The sequence below is a fragment of the Trichocoleus sp. ST-U2 genome, from assembly GCF_039961875.1.
GTDB lineage: Bacteria > Cyanobacteriota > Cyanobacteriia > Cyanobacteriales > FACHB-T130 > FACHB-T130.
This window is the reverse complement of sequence record NZ_JAMPJY010000009.1, coordinates 179,008-202,668: the sequence shown is the minus strand read 5'-3', so window position 1 is coordinate 202,668 and position 23,661 is coordinate 179,008. Positions and strand designations below refer to the sequence as shown.

At 45.5% G+C, this 23,661-nt stretch carries 20 protein-coding genes and 32 tRNA genes; 48 read left to right on the top strand and 4 right to left on the bottom strand.

Annotated elements, in window-relative coordinates; all coding sequences use genetic code 11:
- Nucleotides 1-255: 255 nt before the first annotated feature.
- A complete protein-coding gene (locus NC996_RS09170) occupies nucleotides 256-444 on the bottom strand; it encodes a hypothetical protein (RefSeq protein ID WP_190688105.1) in 189 nt (62 codons plus the stop codon).
- A 589-nt stretch (nucleotides 445-1,033) separates the two neighbouring features.
- Between NC996_RS09170 and NC996_RS09165 the strand changes: the two genes are divergently transcribed.
- Nucleotides 1,034-1,939, top strand: coding sequence for a hypothetical protein (locus NC996_RS09165; RefSeq protein WP_190688102.1), 906 nt, complete (start codon nucleotides 1,034-1,036; stop codon nucleotides 1,937-1,939).
- A gap of 157 nt (nucleotides 1,940-2,096) precedes the next feature.
- On the opposite strand, the gene NC996_RS09160 is transcribed toward NC996_RS09165, so the two are convergent.
- Nucleotides 2,097-2,333, bottom strand: coding sequence for a hypothetical protein (locus NC996_RS09160; protein ID WP_190688099.1), 237 nt, complete (start codon nucleotides 2,331-2,333; stop codon nucleotides 2,097-2,099).
- A 462-nt stretch (nucleotides 2,334-2,795) separates the two neighbouring features.
- Here NC996_RS09160 and NC996_RS09155 point away from each other — a divergent pair, with 462 nt between their 5' ends.
- The 4 genes from NC996_RS09155 (at nucleotide 2,796) to NC996_RS09140 (ending at nucleotide 5,532) form a co-directional block, all read left to right on the top strand.
- Entirely contained in the window at nucleotides 2,796-4,028 is a 1,233-nt protein-coding gene (locus tag NC996_RS09155; RefSeq protein WP_190688094.1) for a DUF4336 domain-containing protein, read from the top strand.
- A gap of 11 nt (nucleotides 4,029-4,039) precedes the next feature.
- Nucleotides 4,040-4,555: a dihydrofolate reductase family protein gene (locus tag NC996_RS09150; protein WP_190412520.1), complete on the top strand. Its 516-nt coding sequence runs from the start codon at nucleotides 4,040-4,042 to the stop codon at nucleotides 4,553-4,555.
- Nucleotides 4,556-4,900: 345 nt separating this feature from the next.
- Nucleotides 4,901-5,146 (top strand): cold shock domain-containing protein, encoded by a 246-nt coding sequence (locus NC996_RS09145; protein ID WP_199302439.1) that lies wholly within the window; start codon nucleotides 4,901-4,903, stop codon nucleotides 5,144-5,146.
- A 92-nt stretch (nucleotides 5,147-5,238) separates the two neighbouring features.
- Nucleotides 5,239-5,532, top strand: coding sequence for a DUF1294 domain-containing protein (locus tag NC996_RS09140; RefSeq protein ID WP_199303243.1), 294 nt, complete (start codon nucleotides 5,239-5,241; stop codon nucleotides 5,530-5,532).
- Between the two features lie 95 nt (nucleotides 5,533-5,627).
- Here NC996_RS09140 and NC996_RS09135 read toward each other — a convergent pair whose 3' ends face one another.
- A complete protein-coding gene (locus NC996_RS09135; protein WP_190688091.1) occupies nucleotides 5,628-6,959 on the bottom strand; it encodes a GTPase in 1,332 nt (443 codons plus the stop codon).
- A gap of 193 nt (nucleotides 6,960-7,152) precedes the next feature.
- Between NC996_RS09135 and NC996_RS09130 the strand changes: the two genes are divergently transcribed.
- The 42 genes from NC996_RS09130 to NC996_RS08925 all read left to right on the top strand — a co-directional run bounded on the left by NC996_RS09130 (nucleotide 7,153) and on the right by NC996_RS08925 (nucleotide 21,116).
- The gene (locus NC996_RS09130; RefSeq protein ID WP_190688087.1) at nucleotides 7,153-8,727 is read left to right on the top strand and encodes a metallophosphoesterase; all 1,575 of its coding nucleotides are present in this window, start codon (nucleotides 7,153-7,155) and stop codon (nucleotides 8,725-8,727) included.
- A gap of 324 nt (nucleotides 8,728-9,051) precedes the next feature.
- Complete coding sequence (locus NC996_RS09125) at nucleotides 9,052-9,252, top strand: hypothetical protein (RefSeq protein ID WP_190412523.1); 201 nt, start codon at nucleotides 9,052-9,054, stop codon at nucleotides 9,250-9,252.
- Nucleotides 9,253-9,427: 175 nt separating this feature from the next.
- A tRNA-Asp gene (locus tag NC996_RS09120) sits at nucleotides 9,428-9,501 on the top strand.
- A gap of 44 nt (nucleotides 9,502-9,545) precedes the next feature.
- Nucleotides 9,546-9,618: transfer RNA gene (locus NC996_RS09115), tRNA-Glu, on the top strand.
- Nucleotides 9,619-9,671: 53 nt separating this feature from the next.
- Nucleotides 9,672-9,745 (top strand) — tRNA-Cys (locus NC996_RS09110).
- 6 nt (nucleotides 9,746-9,751) lie between these two features.
- Nucleotides 9,752-9,824: transfer RNA gene (locus NC996_RS09105), tRNA-Lys, on the top strand.
- A gap of 22 nt (nucleotides 9,825-9,846) precedes the next feature.
- Nucleotides 9,847-9,941: transfer RNA gene (locus NC996_RS09100), tRNA-Met, on the top strand.
- Nucleotides 9,942-10,050: 109 nt separating this feature from the next.
- Nucleotides 10,051-10,134, top strand: a tRNA-Ser gene (locus NC996_RS09095).
- Nucleotides 10,135-10,146: 12 nt separating this feature from the next.
- Nucleotides 10,147-10,229: transfer RNA gene (locus NC996_RS09090), tRNA-Tyr, on the top strand.
- 31 nt (nucleotides 10,230-10,260) lie between these two features.
- Nucleotides 10,261-10,332: transfer RNA gene (locus NC996_RS09085), tRNA-Trp, on the top strand.
- An 8-nt stretch (nucleotides 10,333-10,340) separates the two neighbouring features.
- Nucleotides 10,341-10,415, top strand: a tRNA-Glu gene (locus NC996_RS09080).
- Between the two features lie 6 nt (nucleotides 10,416-10,421).
- Nucleotides 10,422-10,496, top strand: a tRNA-Arg gene (locus NC996_RS09075).
- Between the two features lie 7 nt (nucleotides 10,497-10,503).
- Nucleotides 10,504-10,589 (top strand) — tRNA-Ser (locus NC996_RS09070).
- Between the two features lie 9 nt (nucleotides 10,590-10,598).
- Nucleotides 10,599-10,673, top strand: a tRNA-Phe gene (locus NC996_RS09065).
- A gap of 7 nt (nucleotides 10,674-10,680) precedes the next feature.
- Nucleotides 10,681-10,752 (top strand) — tRNA-Asn (locus NC996_RS09060).
- 8 nt (nucleotides 10,753-10,760) lie between these two features.
- A tRNA-Gln gene (locus tag NC996_RS09055) sits at nucleotides 10,761-10,832 on the top strand.
- A 4-nt stretch (nucleotides 10,833-10,836) separates the two neighbouring features.
- Nucleotides 10,837-10,909, top strand: a tRNA-Gln gene (locus NC996_RS09050).
- A gap of 30 nt (nucleotides 10,910-10,939) precedes the next feature.
- Nucleotides 10,940-11,015 (top strand) — tRNA-Leu (locus tag NC996_RS09045).
- A 9-nt stretch (nucleotides 11,016-11,024) separates the two neighbouring features.
- Nucleotides 11,025-11,100: transfer RNA gene (locus NC996_RS09040), tRNA-Leu, on the top strand.
- A 4-nt stretch (nucleotides 11,101-11,104) separates the two neighbouring features.
- Nucleotides 11,105-11,179 (top strand) — tRNA-Pro (locus NC996_RS09035).
- Between the two features lie 117 nt (nucleotides 11,180-11,296).
- Nucleotides 11,297-11,371: transfer RNA gene (locus NC996_RS09030), tRNA-Leu, on the top strand.
- A 92-nt stretch (nucleotides 11,372-11,463) separates the two neighbouring features.
- A tRNA-Thr gene (locus NC996_RS09025) sits at nucleotides 11,464-11,535 on the top strand.
- Nucleotides 11,536-11,667: 132 nt separating this feature from the next.
- Nucleotides 11,668-11,739, top strand: a tRNA-Thr gene (locus tag NC996_RS09020).
- A gap of 181 nt (nucleotides 11,740-11,920) precedes the next feature.
- A complete protein-coding gene (locus NC996_RS09015; RefSeq protein ID WP_190688085.1) occupies nucleotides 11,921-12,766 on the top strand; it encodes a TIGR02452 family protein in 846 nt (281 codons plus the stop codon).
- Nucleotides 12,767-12,818: 52 nt separating this feature from the next.
- Nucleotides 12,819-12,890 (top strand) — tRNA-Gly (locus tag NC996_RS09010).
- A gap of 11 nt (nucleotides 12,891-12,901) precedes the next feature.
- A tRNA-Gly gene (locus tag NC996_RS09005) sits at nucleotides 12,902-12,973 on the top strand.
- 5 nt (nucleotides 12,974-12,978) lie between these two features.
- Nucleotides 12,979-13,053: transfer RNA gene (locus NC996_RS09000), tRNA-Val, on the top strand.
- 9 nt (nucleotides 13,054-13,062) lie between these two features.
- A tRNA-Arg gene (locus tag NC996_RS08995) sits at nucleotides 13,063-13,135 on the top strand.
- A 318-nt stretch (nucleotides 13,136-13,453) separates the two neighbouring features.
- Nucleotides 13,454-13,551: transfer RNA gene (locus NC996_RS08990), tRNA-Ala, on the top strand.
- A 6-nt stretch (nucleotides 13,552-13,557) separates the two neighbouring features.
- Nucleotides 13,558-13,630 (top strand) — tRNA-Ala (locus NC996_RS08985).
- Nucleotides 13,631-13,635: 5 nt separating this feature from the next.
- Nucleotides 13,636-13,709 (top strand) — tRNA-His (locus NC996_RS08980).
- A gap of 7 nt (nucleotides 13,710-13,716) precedes the next feature.
- Nucleotides 13,717-13,802, top strand: a tRNA-Ser gene (locus tag NC996_RS08975).
- Nucleotides 13,803-13,971: 169 nt separating this feature from the next.
- On the top strand, nucleotides 13,972-14,877 hold the full coding sequence (locus NC996_RS08970; protein ID WP_348259986.1) for a hypothetical protein: 906 nt from the start codon (nucleotides 13,972-13,974) through the stop codon (nucleotides 14,875-14,877).
- Nucleotides 14,878-15,046: 169 nt separating this feature from the next.
- Nucleotides 15,047-15,145 (top strand) — tRNA-Asn (locus NC996_RS08965).
- Between the two features lie 189 nt (nucleotides 15,146-15,334).
- Nucleotides 15,335-15,406 (top strand) — tRNA-Asn (locus tag NC996_RS08960).
- 12 nt (nucleotides 15,407-15,418) lie between these two features.
- Nucleotides 15,419-15,490: transfer RNA gene (locus NC996_RS08955), tRNA-Lys, on the top strand.
- Between the two features lie 367 nt (nucleotides 15,491-15,857).
- Nucleotides 15,858-16,808, top strand: a complete 951-nt coding sequence (locus NC996_RS08950) for a phosphotransferase (RefSeq protein ID WP_190688082.1) — start codon at nucleotides 15,858-15,860, stop codon at nucleotides 16,806-16,808.
- Between the two features lie 356 nt (nucleotides 16,809-17,164).
- A complete protein-coding gene (locus NC996_RS08945) occupies nucleotides 17,165-17,896 on the top strand; it encodes an ATP-grasp domain-containing protein (protein WP_190688080.1) in 732 nt (243 codons plus the stop codon).
- Nucleotides 17,897-17,952: 56 nt separating this feature from the next.
- Nucleotides 17,953-18,858 carry a hypothetical protein gene (locus tag NC996_RS08940; RefSeq protein WP_190688077.1) on the top strand — a complete coding sequence of 302 codons (906 nt, stop codon included), beginning with the start codon at nucleotides 17,953-17,955 and terminating at the stop codon, nucleotides 18,856-18,858.
- Nucleotides 18,859-18,875: 17 nt separating this feature from the next.
- A complete protein-coding gene (locus tag NC996_RS08935; protein ID WP_348259985.1) occupies nucleotides 18,876-19,109 on the top strand; it encodes a hypothetical protein in 234 nt (77 codons plus the stop codon).
- Nucleotides 19,110-19,115: 6 nt separating this feature from the next.
- Complete coding sequence (locus tag NC996_RS08930) at nucleotides 19,116-19,751, top strand: hypothetical protein (RefSeq protein ID WP_190688071.1); 636 nt, start codon at nucleotides 19,116-19,118, stop codon at nucleotides 19,749-19,751.
- A 300-nt stretch (nucleotides 19,752-20,051) separates the two neighbouring features.
- Entirely contained in the window at nucleotides 20,052-21,116 is a 1,065-nt protein-coding gene (locus NC996_RS08925) for a tRNA-dihydrouridine synthase family protein (protein WP_190688068.1), read from the top strand.
- A gap of 130 nt (nucleotides 21,117-21,246) precedes the next feature.
- On the opposite strand, the gene NC996_RS08920 is transcribed toward NC996_RS08925, so the two are convergent.
- Nucleotides 21,247-22,056 (bottom strand): hypothetical protein, encoded by an 810-nt coding sequence (locus NC996_RS08920; RefSeq protein ID WP_190688131.1) that lies wholly within the window; start codon nucleotides 22,054-22,056, stop codon nucleotides 21,247-21,249.
- 145 nt (nucleotides 22,057-22,201) lie between these two features.
- Here NC996_RS08920 and NC996_RS08915 point away from each other — a divergent pair, with 145 nt between their 5' ends.
- Nucleotides 22,202-23,578, top strand: coding sequence for a GTP-binding protein (locus NC996_RS08915; protein WP_242037656.1), 1,377 nt, complete (start codon nucleotides 22,202-22,204; stop codon nucleotides 23,576-23,578).
- The last annotated feature ends 83 nt before the right edge of the window (nucleotides 23,579-23,661 follow it).

Below are 23,661 nucleotides of genomic sequence, written 5' to 3'. Positions count from 1 at the left end.
AAACAAAGGAATCGAGAAATTTCAAGCCAACGAGTAGAAATCGAGCATCAGCTTGGGGGCATCAAGCGATGCAAGATTGTGGTGGACAAGTTTAGGAATCGGGTTGCTCATTATGTTGATGATGTGATGGAAACGGCTTGTGGATTGCACAACTTCCGTCTCAGCTATCGCTAGCTGGTGACAGCTTAGGGTGAAAGGAATAGAAACGATCCCACTTTTCTCTACAACCTCTTATTTCCGATTAAGTTTAATGAATCAACTAGAGGTAAAAACCAACGCCTCTATCTCGTCTTCCACTTCGCTAATCAGATCCTGCAATTGCCACCAATCATAAGATTCCCTTGGTATCTGCTTTTGTTGTTCCAAAAGCTCAGAAAGCTGTGCGTTTAGCCGCTTGAATTCAGCAGCAATCCATTGAATCTTCATTTGACGGGCATCGGTCATAACTCTGAATTCCCTTTACTGTGATTCTTCTTACAGGTTTGGATCGGTTAAACGGGAAAAATTACTCTAGCAACTACACTATCCAAACAAGTCCACCCAAAATTGCTAATTTTCTTGATTTAAGGCAGACGCTAATCCTTTTCGGATAAGGTACGAACTTGCATAAACTCCCTTGAAAAAGGGAGAACATATCCTTGTTTTTAAAAAGGGTGGTGAGAATCCTGATTTCTCCCCGATACTTCTTGCAAAGAGAAAAAATAGCTTCTTTTTTCAAACGATCGGATAGGCGTATGCACTCAGTCATCCCTGTGCGATGCGATCGCGCCCTTGGCAGAGTTTGGGGGTATCTGTATGTGTAGCCTCACCAAAGTGGAAGGGGATTCGTTAAAAAACAGCCAATATCGGTTTCCATTTTCCGAACTAAAACCCTTGGTCTATATGGATTTTAGAACTTATGGGAAAGCATAGACTTTCTAGCGCTTCGGGAAACAGAGTAATTTGAAGTGAAGATACCTGTTACTTACCTATTCCTGACCCAAAAGCGTAGTTATCAAGAATGCACTCACTCAATTTTGGAAAAAACTCAAACATGAAAAAGTTGACAAAGACGATTGCATTCACTATTTGCTCCGTCTGGCTTGTGAGTTGTGGTAACTCCGTTCCCAATGCTTCTCAGGAAAATCAACCAAATAACGCCCCGGAAACGAAGGCGGATTCTTCTAATAAAGTTCAAACAGATACCGAGGTTAAAGCTAATTCTTCTAATAAACCTCAAGCAAATACAGAAGCTAGCACTAATAAATCTAAAACAGATACCGAAATTAGCGATAATTCTTCTAACAAAGTTCAAACGAATACGGAAGTTAAAGGTGGCAGAAATAAGCAAGTTCCAGCTAAGCAGCCAACCATTGGTACCGTCACAAGCATGGTACAAGGTGACCTCAAATGCTACGTCACCCTAGTGGATGAAAACAGAATCGAGAGGAATGTTGGCGCATCATTTGAAGTCTGCGAACAAGAAAAAACTTTCTTGAATAAGAAAGTTCGTAACTCTTATGAAATCCTCTCCGTTAATGATTGTGAAAGCATCGAACCTTGCGGCAAAAGCAAACAAGAATCTCTCATCACCAAAATGGAGATTATCGATGATGGAAACTCTCAAGCTCCAACTGACTCACAAACTCTCAGTAATGGTGAGTGGACAATAACGGTTGGTAATGCAAAATCTTGGTCAGGAGTCAATGGAACGGGAAATCTTAGCTACCGTGGTTGTGATGCTAATGGAAAATGCATCAATTTAACTGGAGGTAAAATCACTTGCCGGGATGGAAGTTGCACAACAGGGTGGGCGAATGGGGATTATTTTTACATTCTAGAGACACCAATCAGCAATCCCGATCAGCCTGAAGGAGCTGACTCTTCAACAACCTTAACCGTAAAGAAAGGAGCTGAGGTAATCCTAACAGCTAAAGGATTGAAAGCCGTATCTCCCTAACAATTCTCCCAACACAAAGTTGAGTTATAAACTGTTATTTCTAGCTTGAGTTTTAGGGAAAAGAACGCAAGGAGAAAGCGCTAGTATGCCAAAGATTTACCAAGGGCATTGGCATACTAGCAAGCCTTGCAGAAGGAAAGGCTTGTGGGAGCAATTATTAAATAATCGCGCTGATGATGAGCGCTACTGCAAGTGCGTAACAAAAAATAGCTGTAGCGCGATCGCCAATTCTATGTCTGATTCGGAGTGTCTTACGAGTTTGCCAAAACCAACTAGGTTTTGTGTAGGTGACAAAAACGAGAAAAATGGCTGTAACTAAGTAAATTGGGTTCATCTCAAGCCACACTCCCTTAGTCGTGACATATAGACGCGATCGCTCTTTAAAAAAAACCATCTCAAAGACTTCAACCGTAAAATCCCAAATTCCGGAGTTCTTGTGCAATCAACCAGAAACCGCGTTCAGCCTTCAATAGCGTGTAGTCGCAATCCTAGCATTTGAGTAGTGAGCTAACCCTTCAGATACCCGACTCCGTAAGAGTTTTCGGGTATCTCGCCTTCAGGAATCATTTAGGGGCGCTAGAGTACAAATAAATTGTTGTTAGTGGCTACTGGCAAGGATGCGAACTGACAAGTCAGCCCTAGGCTAACGCCTCGCTTTGCTGTTTTCATGCCCAAAGGGCTGTACGCGATCGCTGCCAGTCTTCTACCATCCAAAATTTGAAATCTAAAATCTAAAATGGTATAAGCAGGCTGAGTTTTAACAAAAATGTAGTTTATTGGGACAACAATTTGCTACACTCCAACTTCTGAAGTTCAAATAAACACAGATTGAGCGAATGCGGAAGGGGGTCGTGAAGTGGCTGATGATGAACGCACACTAAACGCAGAACAGATTCATCTGAGGGACTTTTCCTGGTCTTTCTGGTTTACTTTGCCTCTCTATCCTTTTGGCAGTCGGCGGACTATTCGCAAAGAAGTTGTTCAGGATACAGTCTGGACTTTTGACCAGCTTCAGGGCATCTTCTACGTTGTCGTGCCGATTCGCATGACAGTCGTTAAGCTAGATGAAGGGGGTTTGCTCGTCTATGCGCCTGTTGCGCCGACTCCTGAGTGTATCCGGCTTGTCAAAGAATTGGTAGCAGAACACGGAGATGTCAAGTACATCATCCTACCCACGATTTCTGGACTAGAACACAAAGTCTTCGTGGGTCCCTTTGCTAGATGTTTTCCGCTTGCACAGGTTTTTGTGGCTCCTTCTCAGTGGAGTTTCCCCCTCAATCTCCCCCTCAGTTGGCTGGGTTTGCCTTCCAAACGCACTCAGGTACTTCCACAAGACAGCAGCACCACCCCCTTTGCCAACCAGTTTGACTACGCGATACTAGGTCCCATCTACCTGGGACCGGGTAAGTTTGCGGAAGTTGCATTTTTTCATGCGCGATCGCGCACGCTACTTGTAACCGATTCGGTAATTTCCATACCAGAAGATCCGCCTGCAATTGTCCAATTAGACCCCTATCCTTTGCTGTTCCATGCCAAGGAGCAAGCGTCTGATATCGTTGCCAACACTCAGGCAAATCGCCGGAAGGGATGGCAGCGCATCTCCCTATTTACTTTGTATTTCCAACCAGGCGTGCTAGAAGTACCGAAATGGGGTGATGTGTTTCGCAATGCTCTCAAAGCGCCGGAACGTTCCAAAAAAGCTTATTTCGGTTTGTTTCCCTTCAGATGGAAGCCGGATTGGAAACGGTCGTTCGATGCGCTGCGAGGAGATGGTCGTCTGTTTGTGGCACCAATTCTACAAACTTTGATTCTCAACCGCGCACCGAAAGAAACTATCGAATGGGCAGATAAGGTAGCAAGTTGGGACTTTCAGCGAATTATTCCCTGCCATTTTGACTCGCCAATTCAAGCAGAACCGCATCAGTTTCGACAAGCATTCTCCTTCCTAGAAAAGCGCCCTTCTCAAAGTGCAGGATTGTTCAGCAATAGCACTTATCCCTTACCAGAGGAAGATTTTCATTTACTAAAGGTACTGGATAAAGGTTTGAATAAGCTTGGCATCGTACCACCAGCAAAGGAAAAGGTATAGGAAAAAGAGCAATGCGTAAAGTTATCCTGTTCATTGCATCCAGTTTAGACGGTTATATTGCGCGGCAGTCTGGCGACATTGACTGGTTATTTACAGACCAAGATTACGGCTATTCAGAATTCTTCGCTAGTGTTGATACTCTTCTGATGGGTAGGAAAACTTACGAGCAAGTGCTGACTTTCGGTGAGTATCCTTACAAAGGTGTAAAAAGCTATGTGTTTACAAAAAATCCTCTCTTTCCAGCAGATAGCAATGCTGAAGTTATCAGGGAAGACATCACGGAATTTGTAGAGCAATTGCGTCAGGTAGATGGAAAGAATATCTGGTTAGTTGGCGGATCTCAACTGACTCATGCCTTGATGAGTCAGAACCTAGTAGATGAGCTAATTCTTTCAATACATCCAACGATATTGGGTGAAGGAATTCCATTATTTGATAATGGAACAATTTCTCAATCTTTGAATCTTACTAAATGTCAAACTTATGATTCTGGTCTGGTGCAACTGTCTTATGATGTAGTGCATTGAAGTTAAATAACGCAGGAAAGCTAACCTCTCATCATTATTCGCTGCTCACCATCTAATTTAACCCTGCTATTTGCATCCCATTACTTTGATTAATCACTATTTTGGGATGCTAGACCGCTTCCTGTAAAACATCATGACGAATCAGTGTGTTAAACCACTAGGAATGGTTGAATAAATATTAGACCGCTATATTTACGGGTATTTCTGCGAAACGAGTGTTAGCTATACTCAGCAGCACGGATACTTTGATTAGGCAGCTAGGTCGTTATGAGAATTGGAATAAACGCACGCCTAAAGGCTGATTTCTAGTTGATATGGACATAAGGTTACTTTAGGGAACTTACTATGCATAAAGGTAAGCTAACAGTATGGAAGGACGATAAGGGTTTTGGTTTTATAAAACCAGAAAAGGGAGGTCAAGAGGTTTTTATTCATATCACTGCGCTAAAGAATTCTAATCAACGTCCAAAAGTAGGTGAGACGATATACTATCAAATAGCAGTTGAAAAGAATGGAAAATTACGAGCTAAAAGTGCATTAATTGAAGGAGATATATCTCAACCTAAATCATCTGGATTTTTTTGGCTTTGAAAGCTTTTTTGCTGTATATATTACCTCTTTTAGGACTTATTAAATTTACCTTCATAATTTTCAATGCATCACCTTTAATCGTTAATACAGTGATGAGGTTCATCCTTTATCCAGTGATGGGTTTCATTACGTTTGTAATTTACGCCGAAGATAAATCTCGTGCAAGAAAGGGGCAATGGAGAATACCAGAAGTTACTCTGCATCTGTGTGAATTAGCAGGTGGATGGCTAGGTGCATTTATAGCCCAACAGAAACTACGCCATAAGAGTAGCAAAGCTTCTTACCAAGGAGTGTTTTGGCTAATCGTTATTTTACACATGGGATTTTGGATGGATTGGCCTTTTTTAGATGGGAATTTGATGAAACTAATCTTGACTCAATATTAATACTACAAATAACCTCTGCCTGGTCTTCCAATTGAAAAGATAGCTAAAATGCGCTGTTTCAGTTCTTGCTGCAATGCAAATTGGCACAGGTTTTATCAACGCTTGATTCCTTTAAATCGTTCTTGCGCTGTTTTAAACGCTTCTTGCATCACAGATTGAATTTTCTGCGGATCGGGTTTTTTACCTCCCATTAAGTCACCGAAATAGACGCAGGCACCTTCGCCCAATGACCAGGTGTAGGCAGCTGCCCAGGAAGCAGCGATCGCGCTCCCAAAACCCGGTAAGAATTTAATTAACTCCCGTCCGATTGCCCGTGCTAGGAAACCACTCGCGATCGCGCTAACGACACCCCCCGCCTGCGATGGACTCAGAGTTTGCCCGTACAATTTTCCTAACAAACCGACCATTGAGACTTGCAAGGCAGTTAGGACAGGCATGGTGGCAAATGGCAACGGTACCGCCTCGATCGCGGCTGCCATGATGGAAAATGCCAACATATAACGGCGTCCAACATCTCGGTAGAGGTTGCCAATTTGTTCGCTAGCGCCCTTATCTAATAATTGATAAATCGCCCGCGCTTCCGCTTCTGGCAGGAGGTCTGCCAAGGTATCTCGCAGCGCCTCTAAGCCATAAAATACCGGCGTGTAACCATCTTCTTCCAGGGTGAAGTCAATCATAACGGAGCGATCGCACACTCCGACAAACGCTTGTTGAATTGCACCGAAGGCTCGGTTAACCTCCTCATAGTCAGGTAGATAAGCGGGATGATCGTCAGTACCGGGAGGATAAACCTCATGCAAACAGGTGACAGCTAGCAGACAAGGAATATCTGGATACTGCTGACGCAGCTGAGTCGTAATCTGTCGCAGTGTGTCGGTTGCAAAATCATTAATTTTGACCGTCAGAATCAGAATTCTGGCAGAACGGCTCTCCTGTTGCAAATCGCCAACCAACTCCTTAACGATCGCCTGAGTGTCCTGATTTACATCTCCCAGCCCGACCGTATCTGTAAAAATGAGCAAGGGCACGTCGCTAGAAGGATAAGCATACCGTTCCGTGTGTTGCGTGTGAGGACGAAATCCCTGACCGACAATCTCAGCAGAAACGCCCGTCAGCCCCCGCACAATCGAACTTTTCCCTGCTTGAGGTTTCCCAATCAAAAGGGCTTCTGTCGTGGGGAGTTCAGCTCGAACCGTCTCCAAAATCTCTGCAACCCGGTCTTCGCTGACACTAAACCACCCAACAGTCTTTTGTGCCACTTGTTCTACAGGTAGCAGTTGCCTCAAGCGTGCGGTTGCGTCGTTCCAAACACCCGCAATGCGGTTTTTGGGAGAATCATTGACCGACTCAGTCGTCACAGCATCCTTTGGTTCGCTAGGTTGCTGAGAATCTATTGACGACGAATCAGCATCACGTTGCTCAGTCATAGAGATTAAAACGGCGGATAGATTCAGATTACATCGTGTCTATCTTCTAGACTACAAGCAAGCTACTCGTCGCTCTCGCCGATCGGAAAACTAATATAAACCGATAGAAGCCTTCTGCGGACGCAGGCAGGTACAATCAGCATGCAGTGGGACGAGCAACGAGGGCACAGAGAAATCTGGGAGTAAAGCAGCTATGCAATTTGTATCCGATCCACCGATCTCGGTCAAAATCCGTAAGATGAACGAACGAGTGCGATGGCTTGCACCGAGTCTTGTGGAACGAGGAATCGATCAAACCCGGATGGTTTTAGACGATGGCGCTTCTGACACTCCGGAGTTCTCATTTTTAGTTGTGGGGGATAGTGGCTCCGGCTCCTATCGAGGATACAACCCCCAACGACAAATCGCAGAACTCATGCTTGCCCACCGCGAACAGAGCCGTTTCGTGTTGCACACCGGCGACGTGATCTATCTGGTTGGCTCCAGCGAATACTACCTAAAAAACTTTATTTCTCCCTACCGAGAGTTTTTGGTAGGAGGCGATCGCCCGGAACGCATTGCCTACGATCAAATGGTCTTCAATATGCCGTTCTTGCCGGTGCCAGGGAACCACGATTACTATGACTTACCCTTTATCTATGGTTTAATCGCCCAGGCTTCGCTGCCCTTACGCCGCCTGCTGCGCTCCCAGTTAGATTTGGACATTGGCTGGCACGGTTCGGGTCAAGGGAATGCCTATGCACGAGCGTTTCTTGACTACCTCAAAGCGTTCAATAGTGAGAGTGAACTGGCTCGTCATCTAGATCGTCATTACACTGCCAAGACGGATACAGGTCGCTGTCTTTCTTATCAACCGGGACGCTTCACCCGCTTACCTAACCGCTATTACACGTTTCGCAGCGGTGGAATTGATTTCTTTGCACTCGATTCAAATACTTTCAATGCGCCAATCCCCCTGCCAACGACTCAAGAGGGGGACGACTACCGTAGCGAATTAGAAAATCGTCGGTCTGACTTGGAACGGCAGAAACTTCAAATCATGGAAGCCTCAGCTCTACTGAGTTCCGGGCGACCCGAAGAGGCTGAACAGCTGGATGACAATCAAGCCAAACTAGAGCAAATCGACGAACTTTTGATTGACATCAACAAGCAACTGGCAGCCGACGAAACGACAGTCACTGACGTTGAGCAGCTGGACTGGCTGCGGCAAAGGCTGATCGAATCTTGGAATACCGCTGAGGTGCGCGGGCGGGTCATTTATTTCCATCATCCCCCCTACGTCACGGAGGCGACGAAGTGGCACCAGGCGCAAACTTTAGCGGTTCGCCAGCGTCTCCGCCGGGTGTTAGATGCGGTGAAGCAAGCAGTAGGAAAGCAAGCGGAGGGGCGTCCGCTAGTCGATCTGATTCTGAACGGTCACGCTCACTGCCTGGAATATCTGCAAACTGGCGATACCGGATACGGTGACTCCAATATCAATTGGATCGTTTGTGGTGGCAGCGGTCACAGTCTCCGCCGTCAGCGGTCTGAGGGAGCGGAATTGACGGAGAATTTTGGGGGTATCAAGGGCGATGACACCCGCTTGGTAGCAAAATCGCTGCTTTTTGTCGGTCGTCATGGTCAGGGGTTGCAGAAGCGACGACCTTACTCTTTTTTGCGAATTGATGTCTTTGACGGTCGCCCTCCGAAGTTCAAAGTCCGACCGTTTATCGCTGAGCGATCGCGGCGAGAGTGGAGTAATAGCGAGATTGAAGCGTTTTCAATCTAAGTTTTTGTAGGATAAGCGATCGCTCTAGGGTCAGTGACCCTCCTTTTGTCTTGCGTCAGTGCCATCCGCCAGAGGACCATCCGCCAGGGGATGAGCGATCGCACATCCCATACTACAGCATGCAATTCCTTATATATATAGATACACTTGGCAAGATGTCAGGCATAAAACTTAAGCTCAGTCAGGAGTTTGGGTAGGTTTCCTGCATCTTTCCAAAATTCCCAAAATATTTTTCCCCAACCCCTTGACACTTTTTGTAGTATTTATGTAGTATAAATATATTGAAAGAGGGGAAGAGACAAAAACCTCTAACCCAAAAAAGTCATGATGTTACTTTACATCCAACGAATCAATAAAGGCTGGCATCCGCCAGAATCCTTTGAGGTGCAGCATCAGCCTACTTCCCAAAAATCTGAAGTAGATACTGAACAAGCGGATAATACACACCTCACTCAAACCAAAACTGCTGAATCTAGGCGTAATACCCAACAGGTTTATTACCTAGAAAGGCGATTATTTCTGTAAATATTTTCCATCTTTTTCTGAACCTTGAAAACTGAATAAGAAATCACCTATTTAACGATTGATACTGTGCATTTTTAATTAAGCACAGACATCTCAAGTGGGGGGATAGCCTAGCAAGCAATGCCCCCCACAGCCCGGAGATGTAACACGTTTGTAGCAAGATTGCTGAATTGATGAGGCTGTAACTCAGTTGCGTAGAGTGCTTGTCTGTCGAACAAGATGTCGCGGGTTCAAGTCCCGTCAGCCTCGTTCAGCAAATAGAGATAAAAATTCTTAATCTCATCTCGCTACAAGGTCCCATCGTCTAAGCGGCTAGGACACAGTGCTTTCAATACTGGAATACGGGTTCAAACCCCGTTGGGACTATGGGGCGATTTAGTATCTGTTTCTTTCAGATTGTAAATTGCCCAAATCGCCGAGGTCGAGTCGCCAAGAGGCTTAAGGCGTCTCTCTGCAAAAGAGAAATTCGTGGGTTCAAATCCCACCTCGACCTCTCAAAGGGAGTATAGCTCAATTGGCAGAGCAGGCGGCTCTTAACCGTATGGTTGCAGGTTCGAGTCCTGCTACTCCCACTGCCCTCAAGACTGCAATCGAGGGAGTATAGCTCAGGTGGTAGAGCAGCCTTCTCATAAGAGGCTCGTCGTAGGTACCCTTCGGGAACGCTTCGCGAACAAGTCCTACTACTCCTACTCAAGCTCAAAGCCTCATCGTTTAGCGGTTTAGGACATCGCCCCCTCAAGGCAAGTACAAGGGTACCCTTCGAGAAGGCTTCGCCTACAAATCCCTTTGGGGCTATCTGGAGAGGTGGCTGAATGGTAAAAGCGCTTTTCTGCTAAAGAAGTTTGGGGCAACCCATTGCAGGTTCGAGTCCTGTCCTCTCCGCCTTTTTCATTTGGGTCGGCTCGCCTATTAGCGTGGGCAGTGGTCTGTAAAACCGCCGCTTTTATGCATTGCAGGTGCGAATCCTGCCCGACTCATTGGACTTTAGATTCAAAGTTCAAATCGTATGTGGGGATGGTGTAATTGGCAACATCTCGGTCTCCAAAACCGATGATCTGAGTTCAAATCTCAGTCCCCTCGCCTTTCATAGTGCTGTAGGCAAATGGCTTAAGCCACTTGAATTTCAATCAAGCGAATTGCGGGTTCAAATCTCGTCAGCACTACTTAATGAGAGCGTAGTTTAACTGGATAAAACCTCGGTCTACGAAACCGATGACGTGGGGGTTCGATTCCCTCCGCTCTCGTCAACTTGGAGAGGTGGTCGAGTGGCTTAAGGCGCAGACTTGGAAAGTCTGATTAGGTTTTACCTAACGCAGGTTCAAATCCTGTCCTCTCCGTTGAAACTTCCCCCGGTAGCTCAGTTGGTAGTTAGCGCCTGTTTGAAGCACAGGAGGTCGTCAGTTCGATTCTGACCTGGGGGGCTGTCATTGCCTTGTAGCTCAGTGGAAGAGCAGTCGCCTGTTAAGCGAACGGTCGTAGGTTCAATCCCTACCAGGGCAGCCTTTCATTGCCGAGTGGACGAATAGCAAGTCGCATAACTCTGAATTATGAAGTTGTAGGTGCGAATCCTACCTCGGCATTTATTGGGGAGTCGCCTAATGGTATGGCACCGCTCTTTGAAAGCGGAAAAATGCAGGTTCAAGCCCTGCCTCCCCAGTTCTGTCCCTAAGAGGGCAGCTTTCATCACGCTCCTGTAGCCCAATTGGAAGTAGGCGGCTGTCTCAAAAACAGTCTATGTGTGAGTTCGAGTCTCACCGGGAGCATCAAAACTCGCTCCTGTAGCCCAATTGGAAGTAGGCGGCTGTCTTAAAAACAGTCTATGTGTGGGTTCAAATCCCACCAGGAGCATTAACGGGGTGTGGCGCAGCTTGGCTAGCGCGGCAGCTTTGGGAGCTGAAGGTCGCAGGTTCAAATCCTGCCACCCCGATTTACCCCTGTGATGCAACAGGTAGACATACTTTGTTGAGTGCAAAGTTTATGCTGGTTCGATCCCAGCCAGGGGTATTGGGTGTTAAAGCCCGAATACGAATAGACCAATCATTTTGCCCCTGTAGCCCAATTGGCACGAGGCGCTTCGCTTAGAACGAAGAGGTTGCTGGTTCAAGTCCAGTCAGGGGCATTGGTGCGATGCGGGTGAAGTAGCCAGGGTAGGCTTGGAGGTCTCATAAGCCTCTTATCAGCAGGTTCAACTCCTGCCCCCGCCACCAAATTGCAGGCGTGGTGCAATGGCAAGCATAGAAGTTTCGTAATCTTCTGATGCGAGTTCGACTCTCGCCGCCTGCTTCAAGCAGATGTGGCGTAACCGGAAACATAAGGGCATGGTAAGCCCTTGATGTGTGTACCCTAGCCTTCGGTAACGGCTAACGCCGAACGGGAACGCTGACGCGAACAACCCCCGCCGTCTGCTTTCTGATTGCAGGTGTGGTGTTAATGGCAACACAGCAGCCTTGTAAACTGCCTATGCGAGTTCGAGTCTCGCCATCTGCTTGGGTGTGGCTATGCTAACAGTCTATTTTTTGAGTTTAAAGAGGAGGGAAATATGACAACGATGACGGTTAGAGATGCTTTAGCTCACTTCTTCTCTATATCTTGTTGAACTGAATGGCATGGCTAAAATGCAGAGGCTAATCGTCTGTTAATTTTGTGCTAACGAATTAGAGCAGAAATCATGAGGCGGATTGCGATCGCTCAAGACACGCTAGAAATTCTCGAAGCAGGCTACTACTTCTGTCCTGAAGGTAAACAGGTCAATATTGGTCAAGAACTGGTATCATGTCTCGCTCAGACAAAATACTACGAACCCGATACCCTCTCAACTATCAAACAAGACGTTCTCTCTAGCTCTCCTCAATTCTCAAATATAGAATTTGAGGTTAGGAATGAGACAACTCTTATGGGAGCAGAACGCATAACGCGATCGCAAAACTTTCAAAAAATTGCCGTTCTCAATTTTGCTTCTGCCAAAAACCCTGGAGGTGGGTTTCTCAAAGGCGCTCAAGCCCAAGAAGAGAGTCTGGCGCGTAGTTCGGCACTTTATAAAAGCCTGTCAAAATGCCCCGAATACTACGATTTCCATCGTTCTCAGCGATCGCTCCTATACTCCGATCGCATCATCTACTCACCCGGTTGTCCAATCTTCCGAAAAGATGATGGAACGCTTTTAGAGAAACCTTTTCTGGTTGATTTCATAACAAGTCCAGCTCCTAATGCTGGTGCCATTTGGAGAAACCAACCCAAGGATGCTGAAAAAATACCCGAAGTTCTGTATAGTCGCGGTGCAAAATTGTTAAGTTTAGCTGTCTATCATGATTGCGATGCACTGGTTCTAGGTGCTTGGGGATGTGGCGTATTCAAAAATGACCCGTCAATGGTTGCCCAAATGTTTGCAGATTTCTTATTACCCAAGGGTCAATTTTGGGGGAGATTCAGAAGCGTCCTATTTTCTGTACTCGACTCTTCTAAAGAAAGCAGAATATTTGGAGAATTCCAAAGTCGATTTTCATCAGAAAAATAGGATTCCCTCACAACTAGAATCAACGCCTCAAGCAGTTTCAGATTTTAGATATGCGGATATGGTGCAATGGCTAGCACATTAGCCTTCCAAGCTTATGATACGGGTTCGAGTCCCGTTGTCCGCTCTGTTAAATATGCGGGTGTGATGTAGCGGCTAGCATCTGAGTGCGCCACACTCAGCGCATGGGTTCAAATCCCATCACTCGCTTTCGTAGTCCTGTAGCTCAATGGTGGAGCGTTTGCCTTACAAGCAAGGGGTTGCGGGTTCAAATCCTGCCAGGACTACCAATTTAGATTGCCTCCATAGCTCAGGGGAAAGAGCAGCACTCTTCTAAAGTGATTGTCCTAGGTTCAAATCCTAGTGGAGGCGCTGGTTTAACGCTTCTTAATTTAAGGAGGTGAATTAAGTTGGTTTGTTGATATTTTGCAATAACGGCGATCGCATCTTACGTGACCCAATTTTTAGAGCCTACATACTTTAGTACGAGAGGAAAAGTAACGCTGTTCAAACACAGCGGGCGTTTGAGAACGAGGAGTGCGAAGAACCCGGCAGGTTTGCTTCAAGGTAGCCATCCTTTAAAGAGTGTGTAACAACTCATCGGCGGAGTCCCTCTAGTAACTGAGAAAACGCAAAATGCTCTGATAACTTGCACGCGAGAATGCGATCGCATTCAACAACACAAAACACGGGTCTGTAGCTCAATTGGTAGAGCGTCTACCTTGCAAGTAGAAAGATGCCAGTACTGCTACGCAGAAGCAAGCTACAAATCTGACCAGTATCCACCAAATTTAGGGGTCATAGCTCAATTGGTAGAGCGCTTGTTTTGCACGCAAGAGGTCAGGAGTTCGATTCTCCTTGACTCCATCATGGTGTCTGAAGCCAAAGCGGTAGCGGCGCTGGTTTGTGGAACCAGTCATAGCGGGTTCGATTCCCGTCAGACACCCCTGAATGGAAGCTGCTGCCGAGAGGACGGCAACCTGTCTCGAACACAGGAGTGCAGTGAATAACTGTAGGGGTTCGACTCCTCCAGCTTCCGTTATTCAACTCGGAAGATGCCGCCGAATGGACGGCAAGCGGCCTTGAAAACCGTGGTACGGCAGTGATGTCGTAGGGGTTCGATTCCTCCATCTTCCTTTATCCACTGGAGGCTGAAAAGTGAAGCACCGTGCTGATAACGCGGCTATAGAAGGGGCAGTACCTTCCCAGTGGATTGCTCGCAAGTAGACCGTTCTATTAGGTTAATTGCCCTTGCATTTCTGTTTAAAATTATCCCTATCACAATTTCTACTGCTATAGTTGCTATGAGTTTTTCAGAGACTGAACGAGAGGTAATTTTTCTAAAAGCCGTTAAGGAGCTTATTGATGAAATGGTCAATTATGAGGTCTTTGATTTGAATGGAAGTGACCCTGAATCACAAATAATGTTTCATTCGATTACACATCAAAGATTCTTCAATATTATCCTAGTTGATTTTTTGTCATGCTCTGATAAGAAGGTAATTGGAGAGCAGCAATCATATCTAAGTGCTATTCGGTCAATCTGTCAGAGTCCAAGTTTCAATGAAGGTGAATCCATAAATAACCTTGTACTAGCAACCGATAGGTTTATCGATTGGCTTGAACAGGAAGTACAAGTAGAAACTTGGTTGCCTTCTATAGAAACAAATGCAGTATTGTCGATCAAAAGAATAGAGTTTTTAAAAATATGCGGAAATATCTCAAAGCACAATTTTTCAAGGTTGTCTGGTGCAGTAAATGAACTGATTAAAATCTTTAAAAGAAATAATGTAGATATAGATTTAGAAAAGTCTCTTCTTGTTCTCAATGAATTCTACGAAAGATTTCATACTGATATTCTGAACTATCACAGTAGTACTATTGCTGAGTTTCTCAACAATATAAGATGGGGTATTTACGAGTATCTTCAACCAGAGTTTTGTCGCTCTATAGTGTGGGAGAGTAAAAATCCACCCATTTATAAATATACATATCCCTTGGATATAAAGAACGAGTTTGCTAAAAGCTGCTATTGGGAGCTGATGAATGAAATGCGTAGTGTTCCATACATCAGGAGGTTTCAAGTAACTAAGTGGTTGAAATTAAGGTATTAGCTAGAGAGTTAAAAGTGATTAATGGCAGAGAACTGCTCGGTACACGCTTGTTAACCGGCTAAACAATTCTTTGCAAATTTGCACAGATTAAGCCTTCCCTTGCCTGCGGGATGCAGACCTAGCTCTCCGAAGGCTGGTGACCAAGTTCGACTCTTGGGCGAGGGGTTATTCCGGGATAGCGCAAGCGGTAGAGTTTGTAGCTGTTAACTACGGCGTTGTAGGTACTCTCCCTTGAAGGCTGCGCCTACAAGTCCTACTCCCGGAGCCAATTTTTACCCGTGTCCTGACAGACAAAGCATACACACTCGGCTCTCTACCGACAAAACCAAATGCTTTTTCGGCTTGCACGGGGTAAAACTTCCCTTGCCTGCGGGATGCAGACCTATTCCTCCTAAGAATGGTAGCCAAGTACTCCTTCGGAGAACGCTTCGCGAACGACTCTTGGGTAAGGGGTTAATGCCAGATAGCTCAATGGCGGAGCATCCGACTGTTAATCGGAGGGTTGTGGGTTCGACCCCCACTCTGGCAGTTTCGTTTGTGCGGGTGGTTGGCATAGCGGCTGTGCAGCTGGCTTTTAACCAGCACCAGATAGGTTCAACTCCTATACCACCCATTATTTCCACTGGAGACCGAAAAGCGAGGTGCAATGCTTACAACATTGCTGTAGGAGGGGCAGTACCTTCCCGGTGGACTAACTGATATAGAAGATTTTGGTGTTGAGTTTTAGGTTCAAGACGGCTGACACAAGTTTCTCAGAGCTGCTGATTATTCATTAGCTACTCTAGCCAGAGTATCCTTTTGGGATGACAACCAAGATGATACTCAGCATCAAGCTAGACCTTGAAGTAAAAAAGCAACGGTCGGAGATAGCTAAACAGCAAAACACCAGTCTCGATAGGCTGGTGCTGAGGTACATATACTAACGATGGGAATTTGTCTGTTTCATTCCAGTCGATTCATTGGATGATGAACAACCATAGATGATGAATGACAAAACGTTTTTACACCTTGCAATTGAAGCACTTCGTAACTATGGTTTAGAAAATGCTCAGCTAACGCGCTTAGGCGGAGCAAGTAACACTAACTTTAAAGTAGATGCTGACGATAAATCCTATGTACTACGTCTGCACACATCTGCATATCATGACCGAGTTGCTATATCTTCAGAACTAGCTTGGTTAAGCAGTTTGCAAAGCGAAACGACCTTGGTACTCCCTAAACCTATTGTTAATTTAAACGGAGAGCTAGTCACAGGCGTACCTGCTGATAGCAAGCTAGAAACGCTGTGTACGCTCATGTCCTGGGTAGAAGGGCAAATTTCACCTACTGTGGACATTTTGACCGATGATCAGCTTGCAAAAGTAGGCTCTCTGATGGCACAACTTCACATACACTCGCAACAGTTTGAACTGTCCGAAGGCTTCAAACGCCAAACGTTTGATGAAGCCCATTTTAGTGGGCGTTTAGAGGTGTTGTATACGGCTTTAAGCAACACCAAATTAGATAAAAGTGACCTGAACAGTTTGAAGGTCAATGCCAGTCACATAATCACTTATTTTGCTCATTTCGAACGCAAGCAAGACAGTTTTGGTGTTATTCATGCCGACTTTCATTCTGGTAACTACTTACTCTGCGACGAAAAGGTTTGCATCATTGACTTTGACCGTTGTGGTTTCGGCTTTTACCTTTATGACCTTGCTTTAGCGCTTATGGAACTTGACGAGCAACAACGAAAAGTCTTTTTACAGGGTTACGAAACCGTCAAACCATTGCCTTCTGATTACATAAACCTCAAGCAGGTGTTCCTGTGCTTGGCTTACCTCGATAATCTCGGCTTTCTTGTTGCCAATCCTGAGGAGCTAGCGTTTGTCGTGGGAGAATTGCCGTTTGCCGTTGAAGCATTCCGTAATGCAGTCGAGACAGTGCCTTAACAACATATTGGAGCAGATTGATAAAAGATCCTGGTGTAATGCGATCGCTCATCGCCATAGCTTGAGTTAATGCAAGGAAACCCAACATATACTTCTGCTTTGCATATAGGTCAATACGAGTTTAGCTGTTAGCATTCCAAGGATGCGATCGCTATCAGCTTGTCGATGTGGGATGGAAAGATGGCAGTAATCGTATTTATGGATGTGTGCTGAGGACGGTACTTCATTACATTAAGCACCGGAAGCCGAGAAGCAAGGCACTGTGCTGATAACGAAGAGGTAGGAGGGGCAGTATCTCTCCAGTGGCTTGCTTATAATTAGAGATTGCCTGCTAGCATTTAAAGACTTTGTAACTGATGCCAACTCTGATTTTGACTCCTCGCTACACTGAAGATTCTCAAGCTTTATGGCGTGCAGCTAATCGTCTGGGTTGGCGAGTCGAGCGATTAATGAACTGGAGGCTACCTGAGGAATTAAAACTTGTACCCGAACCAGTCTTGTATGTGGAAGCGTTGATGACAGAGATGATAGCGGAGCAACTTGGACTTCGCTTACTTGACGCACCAGATGATTGGCTACCCAATTTACCTGAAGAATATCGGAAGCGTTGGGTTTATCTCAGTACGCTGGGTGAAGCACGGAGTATGGAAAAAGCAGCTTTTATCAAACCGCCAAACGACAAAAGTTTCCCTGCTCGCGTTTATCAAGGTGAGGAATTGCCAAGCGACTATCCCGATAAGATGCCAGTGCTAATTGCGGAAATTGTCGAGTGGGAAAAGGAGTTTCGTTGCTTTATTTTGAATCGCTCCCTAAAAACATTCTCAGTCTATCTCCGCGATGGAGAGTTACAGCGAGAGAAGGATTTTGCACATACAGAAGAGGAAGAGTGCGAGGTTCGGGAGTTCATCGAAACTCTACTATCAGATGAACGGGTAAAGATTCTTCAGGCAACAGTAATTGACGTAGGTGTGATTCAAGGAAGAGGATGGGCAGTTGTTGAGAAAAATGCAGCCTGGGGAGCAGGTTTGTATGGTTGCGATCCCATTGAGGTGTTAGAAGTGCTGCGGTACGCTGTTGTTGCCGCATAATCTATAGTCAGGCTGCAAGTATCACGGTATTTGTACGATGAACAGCCAGAAAATCAATGAATGAGTTTGGCAGCGGAGCAAAGGAAGGTTATATGTTTAGCCTTAAACATATATTTTCGTACAAGCCACTAATAGATAATAGAAAAAGTAGGGAATCTATAATGCCTAACGGTTACTGGTATTACTTTGTTGAACCAATGCTCAATGAATATACTGACAAAGGAGATAAAGAACCAATAGCATCAATTGATCTTGAATTTTCGGGCGATGTTTATCAACTTGCTTTATTCGGTACAAATCAAGTTTTGCATTTTATTCGTATAAAAGTTCCGCATATTTCTCCAGATATGCCTCATGAAATACCAGAGATTGTCGGAAGAAGAATACAGATAGCAAAAGAACATACAGTTTCTACCTTGAGACTTATTTACGACAATAAAGTTGCCCTATGTCCATTTTCTTGTTTCAATTTTATAGAGGAAGATATGCCTCCCAACCTGAACATAGTTACTAATGAAACTCTAAACAATCAATGGAAATTTCCTAATGAGTTGTTTGTTGCTGGTTTTCAGAATACAATCAACTGTAGAAATGAAGTTAAGCTGCTTGCAGACAGTCTTGATGAAAGAATTCCTCTACAATACCGATATTTATCTCTATTTAAGATTTTTGAAATTATGCTTTTTGATGGTACTAAGCCTCGAAAAGAACTGGATGTTTTCTTGGCGAAATACGAATCGCAGTTTGCAAGTAAATTTCAAAAAAAGATGCTTTTGAAAAGTTACCTCATTGACTTGAGAGCAAGGTGCGCTCATATCAAATCTAATAAGAATTTAATGGGTGTGACAATGCTTAACAACAAAGATGCTGGTGAAGTCGAAGCTTTCCTCCCATTTGCATTTCAGATAGCTAAGGAATTAGTGAATACTCATCCCGAAAACAATGGTTTACACATTGGATAATGTGTACGAGCTTGTCAGTGCGATCGCCCATCGCCATAGATTGGGTTGACGCTCTTGAAATCCAACATCTATTTTTGCTCTGCATTTATGCCAATATAAGCGATCGCGCCCACATGATTCGACTTTACGATGACTGTTCTTTGACACCTCGGCAGCGTTACAGTCTGGACACTTCATTTCGGAAAAGGGGTGGACACGTTAATTGTTCCATTGTGCCTGGAAAAGCATTCCTCTTTGAGCAACGTCTATAATCAATTATGAGTAAAAAAATGATGTTGCAGCCTTTTGTAAGTTTTCTAAAACTGAGTCTTGTCTGCTTAGTTACCTCCGCTATCTTAGAGCCAGGACAATCCTACGCCCAGTCAGCAGGTTCACTGTCAACCCCTGATGCTACTTTTAAAGGTGTTTTGCAGCAATCAGATGCAGTCCCTTCACAAACAAATGCACCGCTGAAAGCTCAGGTCAATCCCGAACCAGAATCTCGTCCCCGGCGCAGCTATATTGGTCTTGGAGGTGCTATCGGACTAGCGGGTGATACGACTGCCCTAGGAACGGGAGGTCTAGCGATTCTGACCAAGGTCGGATTTACGGACAACCTGTCTTTGCACGATGCCACAATCATATTTGGCGATCGCACTGCAACTTCGATGATTGCCCTGACTGGTGAGTTTCCCATTCGCGGTGCATCTGGACAAACTATTATCTCCCCTTTCCTGGGTGGAGGAGTCATGCTCAGGATTGCCGATGGTCTGAATATCAGTCCACTTATTTCTGGCGGCGTTGATGTTCCGTTATCAAGAGACTTAACGGGCACGGTACGGGCAAATGCAGGCTTCCCCACTAATCGCAATGCTGATGTCGGACTTTTAATTGGAGTTGGTTATAATTTTTGAGTAACTGGCGTTAATTAGAATGAATTGATTAATTGGTGTTGAATAATTTTAGAATAAAAGATATTTGTTTCTATTAACAAATCTTCGTCATTTTAAAAGTTACAGGCAGTAACCATTACCTATTGAAATGACATCTTTTTAAAGCTAAAATAATAAGTCGCTGTATGGGACGATCTGAAAAGGATGATGAGCTAAATCCAAGTTGGGATTCTACAAGCTTTCAAGCTTTTTAGTCCGAGTGACAAGAAGTTTGTCGAGCGCAACAAATAATTTTTTATCCAACATCAACCGACCGCGCAAATGTCACAATCCGCTCTACTTCCGCCTCCTATGTATCCGGGACTAAAATTAACGGCGCTTGCTCCCATGCAGGATGTGACGGATCTGCTGTTCATGAGCGCGATCGCTAACTATGGCAGTCCTGATTATTTCTTTACTGAGTATTTTCGCGTCCACACGAGTTCGGGTTTAGATAAAAACATCCTCAGATCAATTACAGAGAACTCCACCGGACGCCCCGTCTTTGCTCAGCTCATTGGTGAGAGCGTTTCCGATCTTGTACGCATTGCGAAAGAACTAAGTCGCTATCCAGTCGCGGGTATCGACCTGAATATGGGATGTCCTGCACCAAGAATTTATCGCAAAAACGTGGGTGGAGGACTGTTACGCGATCCTGAAAAGATTAGCCAGATCCTTGGTGAGTTGAGGGGGGCAGTCGATGGGCTTTTGACGGTCAAAATGCGAATTGGCTTTGAAGATACCGCTAATTTCGATCGTATCCTCGACTTGATTAATTTGCACAAAATTGATTTGCTGAGCTTGCACGGTCGTACTGTCAAAGAAATGTATTATGGCAACGTGCATTACGATCTGATTGCCCATGCCGTACAACGGGTGAATTGCCCAGTTTTAGCCAACGGGAACGTGACATCTGCCGCAACAGCAGCAACGGTTCTAGACACGACAGGAGCAGCCGGGGTAATGGTTGGTCGCGCTGCGATCCGAAATCCTTGGATTTTTAAGCAAATTCGCCAATACCTGAGTGGTCAACCTGTTTCGATCGTAACGCTGGGTGAAGTTCGCGGTTACATTGAGCTACTGCGTCGAACGATGACAGCATGGACGGTACCGGAGAAAGCGCGGGTTAGTTATATGAAGATGTATCTAAATTACATCGGTCAGAGTGTGGATGCCGCTGGAGCTTTCTTAAAAAATATGCGCCTATCCCAGACTGAAGCAGAACTATTTGGGGTTTGCGATCGCTATTTATTAAGCAACCCCGACCAAGAATTTGCGTCGGAGCCGTATCCTAGACTTCTGGCTCGTCCTAGCTGCGAGACTGCCCGCGAATTGATCGCAAACTGAAAATAGAGAATCCAGTGCGATCGCAATCCTAAATGATTCGTGAAGGCGAAATACCCGACAACTCTTACGAAGTCGGGTATCTGAAGGGTTGCCTCACAACTAAAATTGGATTGCTATTGTTGTAGCGTGTTTATTTTGCTGGCACAGCAGCAGTGCAACCAGTAAGAAGTGACGCAGGAACGGGTACATCAGAATTCGCCAAACCTCGTAATTGCTGTCGATAGGCTACTAACTGACTTTGAGTGTTTGGATCGCGGACAACTTTTCTCATTCGATCGATTACTTTGATCGCTTGCGTCCAATTTTGAGTGCAGACTGCCTTTTGTAAAGAGGCATTGAGGTTTTCCTTGGGGCCGTTTCGGGCTGCCGATGGATTTTTAGTAAGTTTGAAAGAAGTCAAAAAACCATCAATACTTTTAACTAAGTCTTGTTCTTTATCTGTTACTACGAAGACCTGATAAAATCGTCTCCGATCTACCAAATAAAATCTACTTTTCACGATTACTCCTTGAGAGAGTTGCAGTTTAAATTCTCTTCCAGGGTAACTTCCTAAATTAATATTTCGTTGGCTTAAAAGCTTCCCTTTTGAACTATTTGCAAATCCAGTAATTGCCCCAGCCAAGAAACTGTTAACATCACTAGGAGTCTTGATCAGATTAGCCGGGAGGTCGGAATAACCAACGACATAACCGGCTTGATTCGGTCGGAAACTCTGGAAGAGTTGGACTTTAATTGGCCCACCTTTAGTCTGAATCGTTTCCTGACTTTGGTTCGGTGCACCGGGCATCAACACGGTGAAGCCGCCTGCGCGTGAAGCGAAGGGCTTCCATACCGACTGAGCGAGTAGAATCGGTTGCTCAGCTTGCACTGCATTAATGATAGGAGCGCCACCCGCTAGGAAGGTGGTTAGGAAAAGAGAACAAATAAGTGGATTTTTCATTTCAGGTAGAGTGCAATCAAGCGATCGCAATGAGATATCGAGCGAAAATGGATCTGTAGCTTCTTCTAATCTAGCCTTGAGCCATCCTCAATTATCCCAAACCAATGCCACTGCTGGGGGTCACACATCCTCTGCACGCAGCACTCTGCAAGAAACTCACTTCAATCGCGCTCGCGCCAGTCTGCGGCAAGCGCTGTCTTGGTATTCCCACTCTCGCAGCCAACGGCACCCTTCAAAATTAGAAGCAACCGCAGCGCTGCAAACTGAACTGGATTTTTTGAAGTCTACGCTGGATAAGTTAGACCAGGGTGTGATTCGGATAGCCGCTTTTGGTTTGGTCAGTCGCGGCAAATCAGCGGTGTTAAATGCTTTAGTAGGGCAGAAAATTCTACAAACGGGGCCGCTGAATGGGGTGACGCAGTGGCCCCGTTCCGTGCGCTGGACGCCTAACGCGGCTGGTAAGGTGCAGGTGGAATTGATTGATACGCCCGGATTGGATGAAATTCAGGGGCAAGCGCGAGCAGAAATGGCGCGGGAAGTGGCACGTCAATCTGACTTGATTTTGTTTGTGGTGGCGGGTGATATCACGCGAACGGAGTATCAGGCACTGTGCGAATTGCGCCTGAGCCAGAAGCCTTTGATTTTAGTATTTAACAAAATTGACCTATATCCGGAGCAAGACCGACAAGCAATTTATCAACAGTTGCAAATTCTGGGTGCTGGTAGTCGGGAGACGCGATCGCTTCCGTCTTTACAAGAGGATGAAATTGTGATGGTGGCGGCGGAACCTGCACCCTTGGAGGTGCGAGTAGAGTGGCCCGATGGTCGCGTCACGCAGGAATGGGAGACGCCGCCGCCGCAGGTGGATGAGTTGAAGCAGAAGATTTTGGGGATTCTGAATCGAGAAGGGCGATCGCTTTTAGCGCTCAATGCCTTAGTTCAGGCGCGAGAAGCTGAAGAAAGCATTGCTCAGAAAGTGGTGGCGGCTCGTGAAACTGAGGCGGAGCAGCTAATTTGGAGCTATGTGAGATACAAAGCGATCGCAGTTGCGCTCAATCCGATTGCTGTTTTGGATGTCTTGGCAGGAACGGTGGCGGATTTAGCGCTGATTCGCTCCTTGTCGCGGCTGTATGGGTTGCCGATGACTGGTTATGAAGTTGGAAAGCTTTGGAAAACCATTGTGTTTAGTTCGGGCGGCTTGCTGCTGGGTGAATTCGGCAGTAGTTTAGTTTTCGGTTTGGGCAAGAGTGCGGCAGCGATTGGGGCTGGGGAGAGTCCAACCAATATTACGGCTTATGGCGGTGCAGCGATCGCCCAAGCTGGTATCGCCGGATATGGAGCTTATGCAGTCGGTCGGGCGGCGCAGGTGTATCTAGAACAAGGCTGCACCTGGGGACAGTTGGGAGCGAATACCGTCATTCAAGAGATTCTCAATCAGGTAGAACCGAATACAATTCTTTATCGCTTGCGGCAGGAATTGTTGCAATTCGGCGGAACATCTCAAAGCAATCAAAGCAAATAGATGAACGCAAAACCTAACCCCCAACCCCTTCCCTCACAGGTAAGGGGTGCAAGAGAAGTTCTCAGTCTGATTCGACTTTTAAA